Raw genomic sequence first — 13,961 nt, 5'->3', positions numbered from 1 at the left:
GGCAGCCTGCGCACCACCTCACTCCCTGGAGCAGCCGGTGTCGTCACAGGAAATGCTCGTAACGATCACCCCCCAGCAGGCCACCTACGGTGTGATCCTCCCCGTGGAACTGCCGACCGGCACGGTCCGGCTGCGCATACCGCCCTGCCGGCACGGCGACCTGGTCAAGGTCCGCGCCGGCGGCGAGGAGGTGCGCTTGCGCATCCACGTCTCCGGAGCGGGCGCGGCCTGGATCGCGGGGGCCGGGGGCATCGCTCCCCCGCCCACGGGCGCCGCGGGCGGAGCGGCCGCGCCGACGGGTGTGCAGCAGACCGCCCCGGCCCCGTCGTCCGGCGGCGGGCGCGGCTGCCTGGTGGGGCTCGCCATCGCGGCGGCCCTGGTCATCGGCTTCTTCGTGCTGAGCGACGGCGACGACGGCTCGGACGCCAAGCCCACCGCCGACTCCACGCCCACCTGGTCTTCCTCGTGGTCGCCCTCCTGGTCGCCCACGCCGTCGCCCTGGCCGTCGGCCCCCGAGGCGGCCGCCACCACGCCGTACGTCCCCGAACCGAGCGTCGAGCCGAGCCCCGAGCCCAGCCCGTTCGACCGGGGCACCTGCCTCAACGGCCAACTGCCGGACTCGACGACGCCCCGCAGCGTCAGCGGCGTCGAGGAGGTCCCCTGCTCGGCCTCCGACGCGCACTACCGGGTGATCGAGAGCATCCCCGGCACCTCGGACCTGAACAGCTGCGACGACAACCCCAAGACCCAGTACGCCTTCTCCTACCGCTACATGCGCGGCTCCATCGTCCTCAACCAGTACGTGTACTGCCTGGTCGGCATCGGCTCCTACGCCCGCTGACCCCGCACCCGCCGCCTCAGCGGGCGCGGAGTTCGCGCTTGAGGACCTTGCCGCTCGCGTTGCGGGGGAGCTCGGTGACGAACTCCACCGCGCGGGGGACCTTGTAGTTGGCCATCTCCCGCCGGGACCAGGCGATCAGGTCGTCGGCGGTGAGGGTGGAGCCGGGGCGGCGGACCGCGTACGCCTTGCCGACCTCGCCGAGGCGCGGGTCGGCGACGCCGACGACCGCGACGTCGGCGATGTCCGGGTGCAGGCCGAGGAGTTGCTCTATCTCGGCCGGGTAGGCGTTGAAGCCGCCGACGATGAACATGTCCTTGATCCGGTCGGTGATGCGCAGGTTGCCGCGCTCGTCCAGCACGCCGACGTCGCCGGTGTGCAGCCAGCCCTCCGGGGTGATCGCCGCCGCCGTCCCGTCGGGGTCCTCGAAGTAGCCCTGCATGACGTTGTAGCCGCGGACCGCGATCTCGCCGGCGCGGCCGGCCGGCAGGGGGCGCCCGGCGCCGTCCAGGACCGCCACCTCCGTGTCCGGGATGGCCCGGCCCGAGGTGGCGGAGATGGTCTCGGCGGGGTCGCCCCGGCGGCACATGGTGACGATGCCGCCCGCCTCGGAGAGCCCGTAGGCGGTGAGGACGGTGGCGATGCGCAGTTCGTCGCGCAGCCGTTCGACGAGCCGGAGCGGGACCACGGCCGCGCCGGTGACCACCAGGCGCAGGGCCGACAGGTCGTGGTGGTCGCGCTGGGGGTGGTCCAGGAGGGACTGGTGCAGGGTGGGCGGCCCGGGGAGTACGGAGATCCGCTCGGCGGCGACGTTGGCGAGGACGGTGTCCACGTTGAAGACGGGCTGCGGGACCATCGTCGCCCCGCGCATCAGGCAGGCGATGATCCCGGCCTTGTAGCCGAAGGTGTGGAAGAAGGGGTTCACGATCAGGTAGCGGTCGCCCTTGCGCAGTCCGGCGAGTTCGCTCCACACGTCGTAGCAGCGCAGGGACTGGGCGTGGGTGATGACGGCGCCCTTGGGGCTGCCGGTGGTGCCGGAGGTGAAGATGATGTCGGAGGGGGCGTCGGGGCTGATGGCCTCGGCACGCTCGCGGACCTCCTCCGCCGTGACGCGGTCCCCGCCCGCGAGGAAGTCCTTCCAGGTGCGGAAGGTGTCGGGGGCGTCCTCGGCCAGTACGACGACCTGTTCCAGGTGCGGCAGCCCGGGCAGGGGTCCGCGACCGGCTCCTTCGGCGGCGGCCCGGCGCAGCGAGGCGATGTAGGAGGTGCCGAGGAAGGTGCCGGTCACGAAGAGCAGCCGGGCCCGGCTGCGCTGCAGGACGTACGCCGCTTCGGTGCCCTTGAAACGGGTGTTGAGGGGGACGAGGACGGCGCCGGCGGAGACGGCGCCGAGCGCGGAGACGATCCAGTCCAGGGTGTTGGGGGCCCAGACCGCGACCCGGTCGCCCGGCTGCACCCCGGCGGCCATGCAGGCCGCCGCGGCGCGCTCGACGCGCTCCCCGAGCTGCGCGTAACGGATCCGCACGCGCCCGTCGACGACGGCCTCGAGGTCGGCGTACCGTGCCGCTGCCGACCGGACGAGCCCCGCGACGGTGCCCCAGCGCAGGTCTCCGCGCGCGTCCTCGGGAGCGCGCTCGCCCGCGTCCCCGCGTGCGCCCCCGCGTGCGCCCCCGCGTGCGCCCCCGCGTACGCCCACGTCCTCGCGCAGCCCGTCGTCGCCCATGCGTGTCACCCTCCCGCGAACCCAATAGCTGACTATCCGTCAGATTAGCTGTAGCCTTCGCGGCTGTCAGTACTGGCGCATCCCGGAGGTGGCGATGGCGGCAACGCTCAAGGACGCTACGGCGATAGTCGGCATCGGGCAGACCGCCTTCGCCAAGCATCTGCCCCAGTCCGAGAAGGAACTCGCCTGCCGGGCGATCCTGGCGGCCCTGGCCGACGCGGGCATCGACCCTGCCGAGGTCGACGCCTTCTCCTCCTACACGATGGAGGAGACCGACGAGGTGGAGGTCGCCAAGGCCATCGGCGCCGGCGACGTCACCTTCTTCTCCAAGATCGGATACGGCGGCGGCGGTTCCTGCGCCACCGTCGGCCACCTCGCCGCCGCCGTCGCCACCGGCCAGGCCACCGTCGGCGTCGCCTGGCGCTCCCGCAAACGCGGCTCCGGCCCGCGTCCGTGGAAGAACACCGCCGTCCAGCTGCCCACCCCCGGCCAGTGGACCCGGCCCTTCGGCCTGCTGCGCCCCGCCGACGAGATCGGCATGCTGGCCCGGCGCTACATGCACGAGTACGGCGCCACCCGCGACCACCTCTTCAACGTGGCGATGGCCTGCCGCAACCGCGCCAACGAGAACCCCGCCGCGATGATGTACGAACGCCCGCTGACCCGCGAGATGTACATGACCTCCCGCATGATCAGCGACCCGCTCTGCCTCTTCGACAACTGCCTGGAGACCGACGGCGCGCTGGCCTGCGTGGTCGTCTCCGCCGAACGGGCCCGCGACTGCCGCCACACGCCCGTGTACGTCCACTCCGCCGCCCAGGGCCTGCCCTCCCAGCACCACGGCATGGTCAACTACTGGAACGACGACCCCCTGTCCGGGCCCGCCTGGACCGCCGCCCGCCACCTGTGGAAGCAGGCCGACTTCGGCCCCCAGGACGTGGACGTCGCCCAGATCTACGACGCCTTCACCCCGCTCATCCCGCTCTCCCTGGAGGGCTACGGCTTCTGCGGGCGCGGCGAGGGCGCCGTCTTCACCGAAGGCGGCGCCCTGGAACTGGGCGGGCGGCTCCCCATCAACACCGGGGGCGGCGGGCTCAGCGAGGCCTACGTGCACGGCTTCAACCTGATCACCGAGGGCGTCAAGCAGCTGCGCGGCGTCTCCACCGCCCAGGTGCCGGACGCCGCGACCTGCCTGGTCACGGCCGGCGAAGGCGTCCCCACGTCCGCGATCCTGCTGAGGAGCTGACCGATGACCACCACGTCCGACGCGTCCGCCGCCCCACCAGCCCCGTCCGCTACCTCCGCTCCCTCCGCCACACCCACCCCACCCGCCGTGCCCGCGGACGGCCTGCTCCTGCCCGTCCCCGACGAGGACGGCGCCCCCTTCTGGGAGTACGCCGCCCGGGGCGAACTGCGCGTCCAGGCCTGCACCGACTGCGGCCGGCTGCGCTTCCCGCCCCGCCCCTGCTGCCCGCACTGCCGGTCCTTCGCCGGCGAGTGGCGCCGCATGAGCGGCCGCGGCCGCATCTGGTCCTACGTCCGGCCCCACCCGCCGCTGCTCCCCGCCTACGCCGCGCAGGCCCCGTACAACGTGATCCTCGTCGAGCTCTCCGACGCCCCGCGCATCCGGCTCGCCGGGAACCTGGTGGCCTCCGCCGACGCCCCGCTCGACTCCGTGGACCCGGCCCGGCTGCGCATCGGCGCCCGCGTCCACGTGGCCTTCACCGAGCTGGGCGGTATGACGGTGCCGCGCTGGCTCCTGGAGAAGTCATGACCCTGCGGGTTGACCGCGACAAGGCCACCGGGGTCGCGGTCGTCACCCTGGACCGGGAACACCGGCACAACGCCGTCGACCTGGACACCGCCGCGGAACTGGGCGAGGCGTGGCGGGAGCTCCGGTTCGCCGAGGAGGTACGGGCGGTCGTGCTGACCGGCGCCGGAACGGCCGCCTTCTGCACCGGCATCGACCGCGGCGTCGAGGTGCCGCAACCCGCTTCGCCCTACTCGGCCGACGACCCGCTCCTCGCGATCGGCCCCAAGTCCTGCGACCTGTGGAAGCCGGTGATCGCCGCCGTCAACGGCATGGCCTGCGGCGGGGCCTTCTACCTGCTGGGCGAGTCGGAGTTCCTCATCGCCTCCGTGACGGCCACCTTCTTCGACCCGCACACCGCCTACGGGATGGTCAGCGCGTACGAGGCCGTCTACATGGCGCAGCGCATGCCCTTCGGCGAGGCCGCCCGGATGTCCTTGATGGGCACGGCCGAACGGCTCTCCGCACGCCGGGCGCACGAGATCGGCCTGGTCTCGGAGCTGGCCGAGCCGGACGGGCTGCTCCCGGCTGCCCTGCGGGCGGCCCAGACCCTGGCCGGCTTCCCGACGCAGGCCGTACAGGGCACCGTACGGGCCCTGTGGTCGGCGAAGCAGGCCGCGCTCCACCAGGCCCTGGCCCAGGCCCCGGCACTGATCGCCCTGGGAAACCTCCGGCCGGAACAACAGGCGGAACTCTTCACGAACCGCCGCACGGCCCCGCAGCCCCGCCTGCGCTGACGCGTCCCGTCGGCCGGGCGCGGGGCTCGCCGGAAACGGCGGCGGCCCCGGCCCCCGGGTGGGGGCGGGGCCGACCGGCCGTACAGGCGGGTGGTGATCAGGCGACGGTGCCGGAGGCCGCGATCTCGACCTTGCCCTTGGGGGCGCCGGACTGGGAGCCCAGGGCCTCGATCTTGTCGACGAGGTCCGAGCCCTCGACGACCTCGCCGAAGACGACGTGCTTGCCGTCGAGCCACGGGGTGACGACCGTGGTGATGAAGAACTGCGAGCCGTTGGTGTTGCGGCCGGCGTTCGCCATCGACAGCAGGTACGGGCGGTCGTGCTTCAGCTGGAAGTTCTCGTCCTCGAACTTCTCGCCGTAGATGGACTTGCCGCCGGTGCCGTTGTGGTTGGTGAAGTCACCGCCCTGGAGCATGAACTGCGGAATGATGCGGTGGAAGCCGGAGCCGGCGTAGCCGAAGCCGTTCTGGCCGGTGGCCAGCTCACGGAAGTTGCGCGCGGTCTTCGGGACGACGTCGTCGTACAGCTTGAAGACGATGCGGCCCGCGGACTCGCCGTTGATGTTGATGTCGAAGTAGACGTTGCTCATGGGGTACATCCTGTCACTCCCGGTGCGGTGCTACCCGGCGGGGCCGTCCCCGACCCCTGTCGGGTCACCCGCTCGTACGGGTGCCCGTGCCCTTCGCCGCGTCCAGGGCGTACACGCAGCGGTCCTTGCTGCACGCGTACACCACGCCCGCCTCCGCGACCGGGGCGCCGGTGATCTCGCCGCCCGTGGCCAGCTTCCAGCGCAGCTGGCCGCCCGCCGCGTCCAGGGTGTAGAGGCAGTGGTCGGCCGACCCGAAGTGCACCCGGCCGTCCGCGACCGCCGGGAGGCCCGTGATCTCCCCGCCCGCCGCGAACCGCCACTTCGGGGTACCGGTGACCGCGTCGAGCGTGTACAGCGCGCTGCCCGCGCCCAGGTGGACGTTGCCGCCCACCACCAGCACCGGGTCGGAGGACTGCCGCGACTCCGTCGCGATCCGCCAGCGGTCCTGGCCGGTGGCGGCGTCGAGGGCGTAGACGGTGCCCAGGTAGTCGGCGAGGTAGACCCCGCCGCCCGTGACGGCCGCGCCCGGCGCGAAGGCCGGCGGGGCCAGGAAGACGGCGGGGGCCTCGAAGTGCCAGCGGACCCGGCCCGAGGCCCGGTCAACCGAGAGCACCCGGGTGCCGGCCGCGACGTAGACGTTGCCGTCCGGGGCGGGTGTGACCCGGACGGGCACGTTCCCGCAGGAGCCCGCGTCACCGACCGGGTACGACCAGGACTCGCGGCCGCTGCGGGCGTCCAGGGCGCGCAGCCGCGCGTCCTGCCACACGTACACCGTGCCGTCGTGGAGGACGGGGGCCGCCTCCGGCGTCTCGAAGTCGCTCTGCGCGCCGGTCAGCTCCCACAGCTTGTGTCCGCTGGACGCCTCCCAGGCCTGTACGCCGCCGCCGCGCGTGGCGGTGACGACCGTGCCGCGCTCGGCGCGCAGCGCGTACACCCAGGCGTCGGTGGACAGCCGCCACCGCTCGGAGCCGTCGGAGCCGTCGAGCGCGTACAGGGAGGGCCCGTCGGAGGCGTGGATCCGGCCGTCGGCGACCGCCATGGACCAGGCGACGTCGCGTGTCTTGAACTGGCGGCGGCCACTGGCCACGTCCAGCGCGTGGACCTCGAAGGAGGTCACGTACAGGAGGTTGCCGGCGACGGTCGGGGTGCCCCAGACCTCGTTCGACATGCGGAAGCGCCACGGCCGCCAGCGGCCGCTGTCCGGCGCCGGGCCGGGGCTCGGTACGGACGGCGCGACCGGTCCGGTCGCATGGGCGGGTGCGGACCCGTCGGGCGAGCGCACCCAGCCGGTCGCCGGGTCCCCGGCGGAGGCGTGCGCCGCCGACGCCGCGGCCGTCGCGAACGGGCCGGGCCCGATCGGCACCGGCGAGCCGCCCAGGCGTACGGGCTCGCCCGAGGGCACGGGGGACCGCGGCGGGTGGTGGGGACGCTGCGGCACGGCCTGACCGGTACGCGGGTCGACCCAGCCCTCGCCGCCGCGCGGACGGCGGTGCGTCGCCTGCTCGGACAGCGGCCCGCGGGCTCCCGCGCCGCCACCGTCACGGCCGGGCGCGGGCACCGCCGCGGCGGGCGTACGGTTGCCGGCGCGCCGGGCCTCGATCATCGCGACGGCCCGGCCGGGCAGCCACGCCGACGCGGTGCCGCTGTCGTCGCCGCCGTCGAACAGGTGCGGGGCCAGCTGCGCCTGCAGGTCGGCCGGGGTGGGCCGCAGCGAGGCGTCCATCTGCATGCAGGACTCGATCAGCGGCCGCAGCTCCTCGGGGAGCCCTTCCAGGTTCGGGCCCTCGCGCAGCAGCATGAAGACCGTCTCCACCGGGTTCGCCCCGTGGTACGGCGGGTGCCCGGTCGCGGCGAAGACCAGCGTGGAGCCGAGCGAGAAGACGTCGCTGGCGCCCTTGACGCTGCGCGAGTCCTTCGCCTGCTCGGGCGACATGTAGGCGGGGGTGCCGACGGCGACGTTCGTCATGGTCAGGCGGGTGTTCGAGACACCGCTCGCGATGCCGAAGTCGATCACGCGCGGGCCGTCCTCGACGACGAGCACGTTGGACGGCTTCAGGTCGCGGTGGACGAGGCCGGCGCCGTGGATGGACTGCAGAGCCTCGGCGATGCCGGCGGCGAGCCACCGCACGGCCTGCGCGGGCATGGGCCCGCACTCGTTGACGATCTCCTCCAGGGAGGGCGCCGGGACGTACGCGGTGGCCAGCCACGGCACGGCGGCCCGCGGGTCGGCGTCGACGACGGCGGCCGTGTAGAAGCCGGACACGGCACGCGCCGCCTCGACCTCGCGGGTGAACCGCACGCGGAACAGCTGGTCCTCGGCGAGCTCGGTCCGCACCGTCTTGATCGCGACCCGCCGTCCGGACGCGGACCGCGCGAGATAGACCAGCCCCATGCCGCCGGCGCCGAGCCGTCCCAGCACCTCGAAGGGGCCGATCCGTCTCGGGTCGTGCTGCGTCAGCTGCTCCACCACTCGCCTCCACACCTCCCCGTACGGGCCACCCACCGGGCCCGCTCCCACCGGCACGGGGCCCTGCCCCGTGCAGCGTCTCACTCCGGGGCGCAGCCCGGGTCGCGCAACCCGATTCTGTCAGGCCCGGGGCGGGTCCGGCCCCGGCACGGCGAGCAGCCCGGTGTGATCTGCCCGGCGATCCGTCCGCGGCGGCTATCCGTCCGCCTTGGTGCGGGGTTCCGACAGGAGCCCGAAGACCGCCCCCTGATTGTCCGCGACGACCGCGATCCTCCCGTAGGGGGTGTCGAACGGGTCGGCGGTGACCCGGCCGCCGAGCCGCTGCGCCGTCGCCACGGACTGGTCGCAGTCCGGGACTGCGAAGTAGACGAGGAAATGCGCCGGCATGATCTCCGGGAAGGCGTCCGTGATCAGGCTGCGGCCCAGTACGGCGGTGTCCGTGCCGGGCGCCCTGCCGGGCGGCGACCAGATGCGGTACTCGACCCCGGCGTCGTCCTGGTCCTGCGGGACGTAGCCGAAGACCTTCGCGTAGAAGACGTCCACGGCGTCGCGGGCCCGGGTGTAGACCTCGCTCCAGCAGTACGTGTACGGCTCCTGCTGGGCCTCGAAGCCGTGGTGGGTACCGGGCTGCCACAGCCCGAAGACGGCTCCGCCCGGGTCGGCGGCCATCGCGGCGGTGCCGTACGGGCCGACCGGCATGGGGTCCATCACCATCTGGCCGCCGGCGGCGCGGATGCGCTGGGCACAGGCGTAGGCGTCGGTGGTGTAGAGGTAGACGCCCCAGACCGTGGGCATCCGGCCGTCGGGCTTGGGGGCGAGGGCGGCGACGTTGCGGCCCCGGCTGTAGGCCTGCGTGTAGTGGCCGTACTGGGCGCCCGCGCTGTCCGCGTAGGTCCATCCGAAGAGTTCGCCGTAGAACCGCTTGCCCGCCTCGACGTCCGGAAGCGAGGCGTCCACCCAGCACGGTACGCCTTCCACGAATGCGGCCATGGGCCCGGTTCCTTCCGTTCTGCGGGGGTGTGTACCCTCCCACCCTCTCCCAGCCATGATCCGTCCGAAAACTTGTCCACAGCCTGTTGATAAGACTATTCGGGGGAAACCGCGCGGAACCAGGCGACACGGCGGGGCTTGCAGCACGGTGGCACCCGGCCCGCGACCACGCGCCGTACCCGGGCCGTGACCACGCGCCGCACCGGCCGGAATCCGCCTCCGCGGCCGCCCTGGACGCCCTTCCACCCAGGCCAGGGACCCCGTAACCCCATTTGCAGGCGGCCGAATAGCGCGCCGATCACCCCTCGGTAAGCTGACGGCATGACAGGACAAGTACGCACCGTCGACGGGCGTGTCGCCGGCCGGCGCGGCCAGGCGACGCGGCAGAAGCTGCTCGACTGCCTCGGCGAGATGCTCAGCTCCTCGCCGTACCGCGACGTCAAGGTGATCGACGTCGCCCGCAAGGCCGGCACCTCCCCCGCGACCTTCTACCAGTACTTCCCGGACGTCGAAGGCGCCGTCCTGGAGATCGCCGAACAAATGGCCACCGAGGGCGCGCAGTTGACGTCGCTCGTCGAGGGCCGGACCTGGGTCGGCAAGTCCGGGTGGTCAGCCGCCGAGGAACTCGTCGACGGCTTCCTGGAGTTCTGGCGTCGCAACGACGCGATCCTGCGCGTGGTCGACCTCGGCGCGGCCGAGGGCGACAAGCGGTTCTACAAGATTCGCATGAAGATCCTGAACTCGGTCACCAATTCCCTCACGGAATCGGTGAAGGAGCTCCAGGCCAAGGGCAAGGTCGACAAGGACGTCAGCCCCGCCGCGATGGCCGGTTCGCTGGTCGCGATGCTGGCCGCGGTCGCCTCGCACCAGAAGGGCTTCCAGGCCTGGGGGGTCAAGCAGGCCGAGCTCAAGCCGAACCTGGCACTGCTGGTCCACCTCGGCATCACCGGCAAGAAGCCGACCAGGTAACGGCGGACCCGCTCCGGGTCCGCCACCCCGGCCGGCTCCGCACCGGCGCCACCACCCGCCCGGGATCAGCGACGCTCCAGGCGGAACAGCCGGATCTCACGCTCGATGCGCGCCTGGTACGTCGCGTACGGCGGCCAGAACCCCAGCACCGCCCGCCATGCCGCCGCGCGCTCATCACCCCCCAGCAGCCGGGCCCGTACCGCGATGTCCCTCCCTTGCCAACTCACGTGCGCATCGGGGTGCTTGAGCAGGTTCCCGGTCCATGCCGGGTGCCCGGGCCGGCCGAAGTTGGACCCGATCAGGATCCAGCTCCTCCCTCCGTCCTCCGGCATGCACGCGAGGGGTGTGGTGCGCGGCTCACCGGTCCGCGCGCCCTTGGCGGTGAGGAGCACGCCGGGCAGCATCCGGGCGCTCAGCATGACCTTGCCGCGGGTGAGCCTGTGCACCGCCTTGTCCATGGCGGGGATGAAGTGTGGTGCGATCTTGGCGAACAGCATGGTCGAGGAGACCTTCTGCACCAGCCTGACGCCGGGAGCCACGCGAGCCATCAGACGGCCACCTTCTCTTGTGGGGGCGGGGACGCGGCAGGAGCCGCGGCGGCGGAACCGGGCGCGGGCGGGGTGGCGGCGGCCGGTACGGGGGCGGGCGCCGGCGCGAACAGGTCCGCGCGGTCCGCGGCATGCGCCCGCAGCCGGTGCACCGGACCGAACAGGAGCTCGTCGGAGGCCGCCCGCTTGAAGTAGAGGTGCGCGTCGTGCTCCCAGGTGAAACCGATGCCGCCGTGCAGCTGGATCGCCTCTCCCGCCGTCAGCCGCAGCGCCTCCAGCGCCTGCGCGAGTGCGAGCCCGCCCTGGTCCGGGTCCCAGGCCGCGTAGTAGGCCGCCGAGCGGGCCGCCTGGACCTGCACGTAGAGGTCGGCGAGCCGGTGCTTGACCGCCTGGAAGGAGCCGATCGCCCGGCCGAACTGCTCGCGCCGGCACACGTACTCCACCGTGCGCGCGAGCGCCTGGCCGGCCGCCCCGACCGCCTCGGCGGCGAGCACGGCCGAGGCAGTGCGCCCGGTGGCGGCGAGGGCCCCCGGCACGTCGGCCCCCTCCTCGCCCTCACCGAGCAACTCCGCCGGTACGTGGCGGAGTTGGATCCGTGCCTGTGGGCGCGTCTCGTCGAGCACCGTCTGCCGGGACCGTACGAGGCCGGGCGCGTCCTCCTGTACGAGGAACAGCAGCGTACGGCTGCGCGCGAAGCCGCCGGTGTGCGCGGCGACCAGCAGTAGCCGCGCGCTGTGCCCGTCGAGCACCTGGGCGGCCTCCCCGTACAGCCGCCAGCCGTCGCCGTCCGTGTCGGCACGGGCCTGGACCCCGCCGGCCCGGCCGCCGCCGGACCACCGGCCCGCGGTGTCCTCGCCGGTCAGCGCGAGGGCGGTGGCGAGCGCAGGGCCGGGGACGGCGAGGGCGGCGGTCAGCCCGCCGGACGCCAGCGGCGGGAGCAGCGCGGAGCGCTGGGCGGCGGTGCCGAGGGCGGCGATCAGGGGCACGCAGAGCGCGGCGGTGGCCAGCAGCGGCGAGGGCAGCAGCACCCGCCCGGTCTCCTCGCAGGCCAGAGCCAGGTCGCCGGGGGCGCAGCCGACCCCGCCGTACTCCTCGGCGACGGCGATGCCCGGCAGCCCGAGCTGCCGGGAGAGCTGCTGCCACAGCTCGCGGTCGTATCCGGCAGCGGTGCGGACGGCGGCCTTGACCTCGTCGGGGCCGCAGCGTTTGCCCAGGATCTCGCGCAGGGTACGCCGAATCTCGTCCTGCTCCGCGGTGAAGGCGGCATCCATCGTCGGGCTCCTCCCCGTATCTGACGGGCCGTCATGTTAGGGCGGCGGGCGGGAGATGCACAGGGGGCGACGGCGGCGGGTTGCGCGCGGACCGGGGGCCCCGGAGGCGGCCCAGGGGTCGGAGTCGAGGCACGGCGGCCGGGGCCCTAGCATCTGACGATACGTCAGATGTACCGTCCTCGCATGCCTGGACTCACACCTGGAAGCGCCCCCCGCCCCGGCCGGCGGGTCGCGGTGGTCGGTGTCGCCCTCTCGGACTGCGGCCGGGTGGACGGCCCCACCCCCTACGCACTGCACGCACAGGCCGCCCGGCGCGCCCTGGCCGATTCCGGCCTCGACCGCTCCGTCATCGACGGCTTCGCCTCGGCCGGCCTCGGCACGCTCGCACCGGTCGAGGTGGCCGAGTACCTCGGCCTGCGCCCGACCTGGGTCGACTCCACCTCCGTCGGCGGTTCGACCTGGGAGGTCATGGCCGCGCACGCGGCGGACGCGATCGCCGCGGGCCACGCCGATGCCGTGCTGCTGGTCTACGGATCCACTGCCCGGGCCGACATCAAGGCCCGGCGCCGCACCTCGAACCTCTCCTTCGGCGCCCGCGGACCGCTGCAGTTCGAGGTCCCGTACGGCCACACGCTGATCTCCAAGTACGCCATGGCCGCCCGCCGCCACATGCACCAGTACGGGACGACCCTGGAGCAGCTCGCCTCCGTCGCCGTACAGGCCCGGGCGAACGCGGCGACGAACCCCGACGCGATGTTCCGCGACCCGATCACCGTCGAGGACGTCCTGTCCGGCGAGATGATCGCCGACCCCTTCACGAAGCTGCACTGCTGCATCCGCTCGGACGGCGGCTGCGCGGTGCTCCTGGCGGCGGAGGACCACGTGCCCGACACCGCCAAGGCGCCGGTGTGGGTCCTGGGCTCGGGCACCTCCGTGTCCCACACCACCATGTCGGAGTGGGAGGACTTCACCGTCTCCCCCGCCGCCGTCTCGGGCCGCATCGCCTTCGAACGGGCGGGGCTCACCCCGGCGGACGTGGACCTCGCGGAGATCTACGACGCCTTCACGTACATGACGCTGGTGACCCTGGAGGACCTCGGCTTCTGCGCGAAGGGCGAGGGCGGGGCCTTCGTGGAGAAGGGCCGCCTGCTGCGCGACGGAGAACTCCCGGTCAACACGGACGGCGGAGGCCTTTCGGCCTGCCACCCCGGCATGCGCGGCCTGTTCCTGCTGGTCGAGGCGGTCCGCCAACTCCGCGGCGAGGCGGGGGCGGGCCAGGTCACCAAACCCGGCGGCGACCTCCCCCAGGTAGCCCTGACCTCAGGCACAGGCGGCTGGTTCTGCTCCTCAGGCACGGTCCTGCTGGGACGGGGGTAGGGCGGGGCAGCGGGGCGGGGGCTTCGGGGGGTGGGGGGCTTCGGGGGTGGGAGACGCCCGGACGGGGGCGGAAGGCACGGGGGACCCGAGGGGCGGGAGACGCCCGGACGGGGTCGGAAGGCACGGGGGGCTCGGGGGCGGGAGACGCCCAGACGGAGGCGCAGAAGGGCAAGGGTGGCTTCGGGAGGTCGGGAGCCGCTGGAGCGGTATCAGGGATGTGCTGGGGGTTTCCCGTCAGTCCCATCGTCTCTCCGTGTCGGGCCGGCCCGTCAAGGGCGCTCGTTCCTCGCGTCACTTCGTGATGGCCTTCGGCCACCCTTGACCGACCGTCCCGCCCCGGAAATCCGAAAGACTGCCGGCAAGCCCCCAGAGGAACGGGCCGGGACCAGTTTTCAGGGACGGGGCGTCGGATGCGTCCGGGCGGAGCCCGGTGCGCCACCAATCTCTACGCGCTCCTGCGAGACGGCGCCTGCGAGCCCCTCGGGCTGGGCATAAGCCGCCACCAATCGCTACGCGCTCCTGCGAGACGGCGCCTGCGAGCCCCTGTGGCTGGGCATAGGCCGCCACCAATCGCTACGCGCTCCTGCGAGACGGCGCCTGCGAGCCCCTTGGGCTGGGCATAGGCCGCCATCGATGGCAAGG

Annotated in this window: 12 protein-coding genes; 6 read left to right on the top strand and 6 right to left on the bottom strand. The window is 73.4% G+C overall.

From position 1 onward, the window contains the following. Positions 1–37 precede the first annotated feature (37 nt). Complete coding sequence (locus tag AB0F82_RS30300; RefSeq protein ID WP_362633067.1) at positions 38–841, top strand: LppU/SCO3897 family protein; 804 nt, start codon at positions 38–40, stop codon at positions 839–841. A gap of 16 nt (positions 842–857) precedes the next feature. Here AB0F82_RS30300 and AB0F82_RS30295 read toward each other — a convergent pair whose 3' ends face one another. Then, positions 858–2,561, bottom strand: coding sequence for a FadD3 family acyl-CoA ligase (locus AB0F82_RS30295; protein ID WP_362633064.1), 1,704 nt, complete (start codon positions 2,559–2,561; stop codon positions 858–860). A 94-nt stretch (positions 2,562–2,655) separates the two neighbouring features. Here AB0F82_RS30295 and AB0F82_RS30290 point away from each other — a divergent pair, with 94 nt between their 5' ends. The 3 genes from AB0F82_RS30290 to AB0F82_RS30280 all read left to right on the top strand — a co-directional run bounded on the left by AB0F82_RS30290 (position 2,656) and on the right by AB0F82_RS30280 (position 5,108). Continuing rightward, the gene (locus tag AB0F82_RS30290; RefSeq protein WP_362633062.1) at positions 2,656–3,807 is read left to right on the top strand and encodes a lipid-transfer protein; all 1,152 of its coding nucleotides are present in this window, start codon (positions 2,656–2,658) and stop codon (positions 3,805–3,807) included. Positions 3,808–3,909: 102 nt separating this feature from the next. Then, positions 3,910–4,335 (top strand): Zn-ribbon domain-containing OB-fold protein, encoded by a 426-nt coding sequence (locus AB0F82_RS30285; protein ID WP_436842193.1) that lies wholly within the window; start codon positions 3,910–3,912, stop codon positions 4,333–4,335. Next, positions 4,332–5,108 (top strand): enoyl-CoA hydratase/isomerase family protein, encoded by a 777-nt coding sequence (locus AB0F82_RS30280; protein WP_362633056.1) that lies wholly within the window; start codon positions 4,332–4,334, stop codon positions 5,106–5,108. The genes AB0F82_RS30285 and AB0F82_RS30280 overlap by 4 nt, the downstream gene beginning before the upstream one ends. 97 nt (positions 5,109–5,205) lie before the next feature. On the opposite strand, the gene AB0F82_RS30275 is transcribed toward AB0F82_RS30280, so the two are convergent. From AB0F82_RS30275 to AB0F82_RS30265, 3 genes are all read right to left on the bottom strand, one after another. Continuing rightward, the gene (locus AB0F82_RS30275; RefSeq protein WP_356813957.1) at positions 5,206–5,697 is read right to left on the bottom strand and encodes a peptidylprolyl isomerase; all 492 of its coding nucleotides are present in this window, start codon (positions 5,695–5,697) and stop codon (positions 5,206–5,208) included. 64 nt (positions 5,698–5,761) lie between these two features. Beyond that, on the bottom strand, positions 5,762–8,164 hold the full coding sequence (locus AB0F82_RS30270; RefSeq protein ID WP_362633052.1) for a serine/threonine-protein kinase: 2,403 nt from the start codon (positions 8,162–8,164) through the stop codon (positions 5,762–5,764). A gap of 195 nt (positions 8,165–8,359) precedes the next feature. Beyond that, positions 8,360–9,154, bottom strand: coding sequence for a VOC family protein (locus AB0F82_RS30265; RefSeq protein ID WP_356812996.1), 795 nt, complete (start codon positions 9,152–9,154; stop codon positions 8,360–8,362). 321 nt (positions 9,155–9,475) lie between these two features. Here AB0F82_RS30265 and AB0F82_RS30260 point away from each other — a divergent pair, with 321 nt between their 5' ends. Further along, the gene (locus AB0F82_RS30260; RefSeq protein WP_356812997.1) at positions 9,476–10,123 is read left to right on the top strand and encodes a TetR family transcriptional regulator; all 648 of its coding nucleotides are present in this window, start codon (positions 9,476–9,478) and stop codon (positions 10,121–10,123) included. A gap of 65 nt (positions 10,124–10,188) precedes the next feature. Here the strand turns inward: AB0F82_RS30260 and AB0F82_RS30255 are convergent, their stop codons facing one another. Both AB0F82_RS30255 and AB0F82_RS30250 read right to left on the bottom strand, forming a co-directional pair. After that, positions 10,189–10,671, bottom strand: coding sequence for a nitroreductase family deazaflavin-dependent oxidoreductase (locus tag AB0F82_RS30255; RefSeq protein WP_362633047.1), 483 nt, complete (start codon positions 10,669–10,671; stop codon positions 10,189–10,191). Continuing rightward, positions 10,671–11,942, bottom strand: a complete 1,272-nt coding sequence (locus tag AB0F82_RS30250) for an acyl-CoA dehydrogenase family protein (protein WP_362633045.1) — start codon at positions 11,940–11,942, stop codon at positions 10,671–10,673. Before AB0F82_RS30250 ends, AB0F82_RS30255 begins: the two co-directional genes overlap by 1 nt. Before the next feature lie 183 nt (positions 11,943–12,125). Here AB0F82_RS30250 and AB0F82_RS30245 point away from each other — a divergent pair, with 183 nt between their 5' ends. Next, on the top strand, positions 12,126–13,319 hold the full coding sequence (locus AB0F82_RS30245) for a thiolase C-terminal domain-containing protein (protein ID WP_356813000.1): 1,194 nt from the start codon (positions 12,126–12,128) through the stop codon (positions 13,317–13,319). The last annotated feature ends 642 nt before the right edge of the window (positions 13,320–13,961 follow it).

The organism is Streptomyces virginiae (assembly GCF_040638905.1).
Taxonomy (GTDB): domain Bacteria; phylum Actinomycetota; class Actinomycetes; order Streptomycetales; family Streptomycetaceae; genus Streptomyces; species Streptomyces virginiae_B.
The sequence above is the reverse complement of the archived record's forward strand: the minus strand, read 5'-3'. Positions and strand labels throughout refer to the sequence as shown.

Excerpts from the sequence above, each read along its gene's own strand:
- AB0F82_RS30295 (WP_362633064.1), bottom strand. The coding sequence starts at position 2,561 with ATGGGCGACGACGGGCTGCGCGAGGACGTGGGCGTACGCGGGGGCGCA.
- AB0F82_RS30290 (WP_362633062.1), top strand. The coding sequence starts at position 2,656 with ATGGCGGCAACGCTCAAGGACGCTACGGCGATAGTCGGCATCGGGCAG.
- AB0F82_RS30280 (WP_362633056.1), top strand. The coding sequence starts at position 4,332 with ATGACCCTGCGGGTTGACCGCGACAAGGCCACCGGGGTCGCGGTCGTC.
- AB0F82_RS30275 (WP_356813957.1), bottom strand. The coding sequence starts at position 5,697 with ATGAGCAACGTCTACTTCGACATCAACATCAACGGCGAGTCCGCGGGC.
- AB0F82_RS30265 (WP_356812996.1), bottom strand. The coding sequence starts at position 9,154 with ATGGCCGCATTCGTGGAAGGCGTACCGTGCTGGGTGGACGCCTCGCTT.
- AB0F82_RS30260 (WP_356812997.1), top strand. The coding sequence starts at position 9,476 with ATGACAGGACAAGTACGCACCGTCGACGGGCGTGTCGCCGGCCGGCGC.
- AB0F82_RS30255 (WP_362633047.1), bottom strand. The coding sequence starts at position 10,671 with ATGGCTCGCGTGGCTCCCGGCGTCAGGCTGGTGCAGAAGGTCTCCTCG.
- AB0F82_RS30250 (WP_362633045.1), bottom strand. The coding sequence starts at position 11,942 with ATGGATGCCGCCTTCACCGCGGAGCAGGACGAGATTCGGCGTACCCTG.
- AB0F82_RS30245 (WP_356813000.1), top strand. The coding sequence starts at position 12,126 with ATGCCTGGACTCACACCTGGAAGCGCCCCCCGCCCCGGCCGGCGGGTC.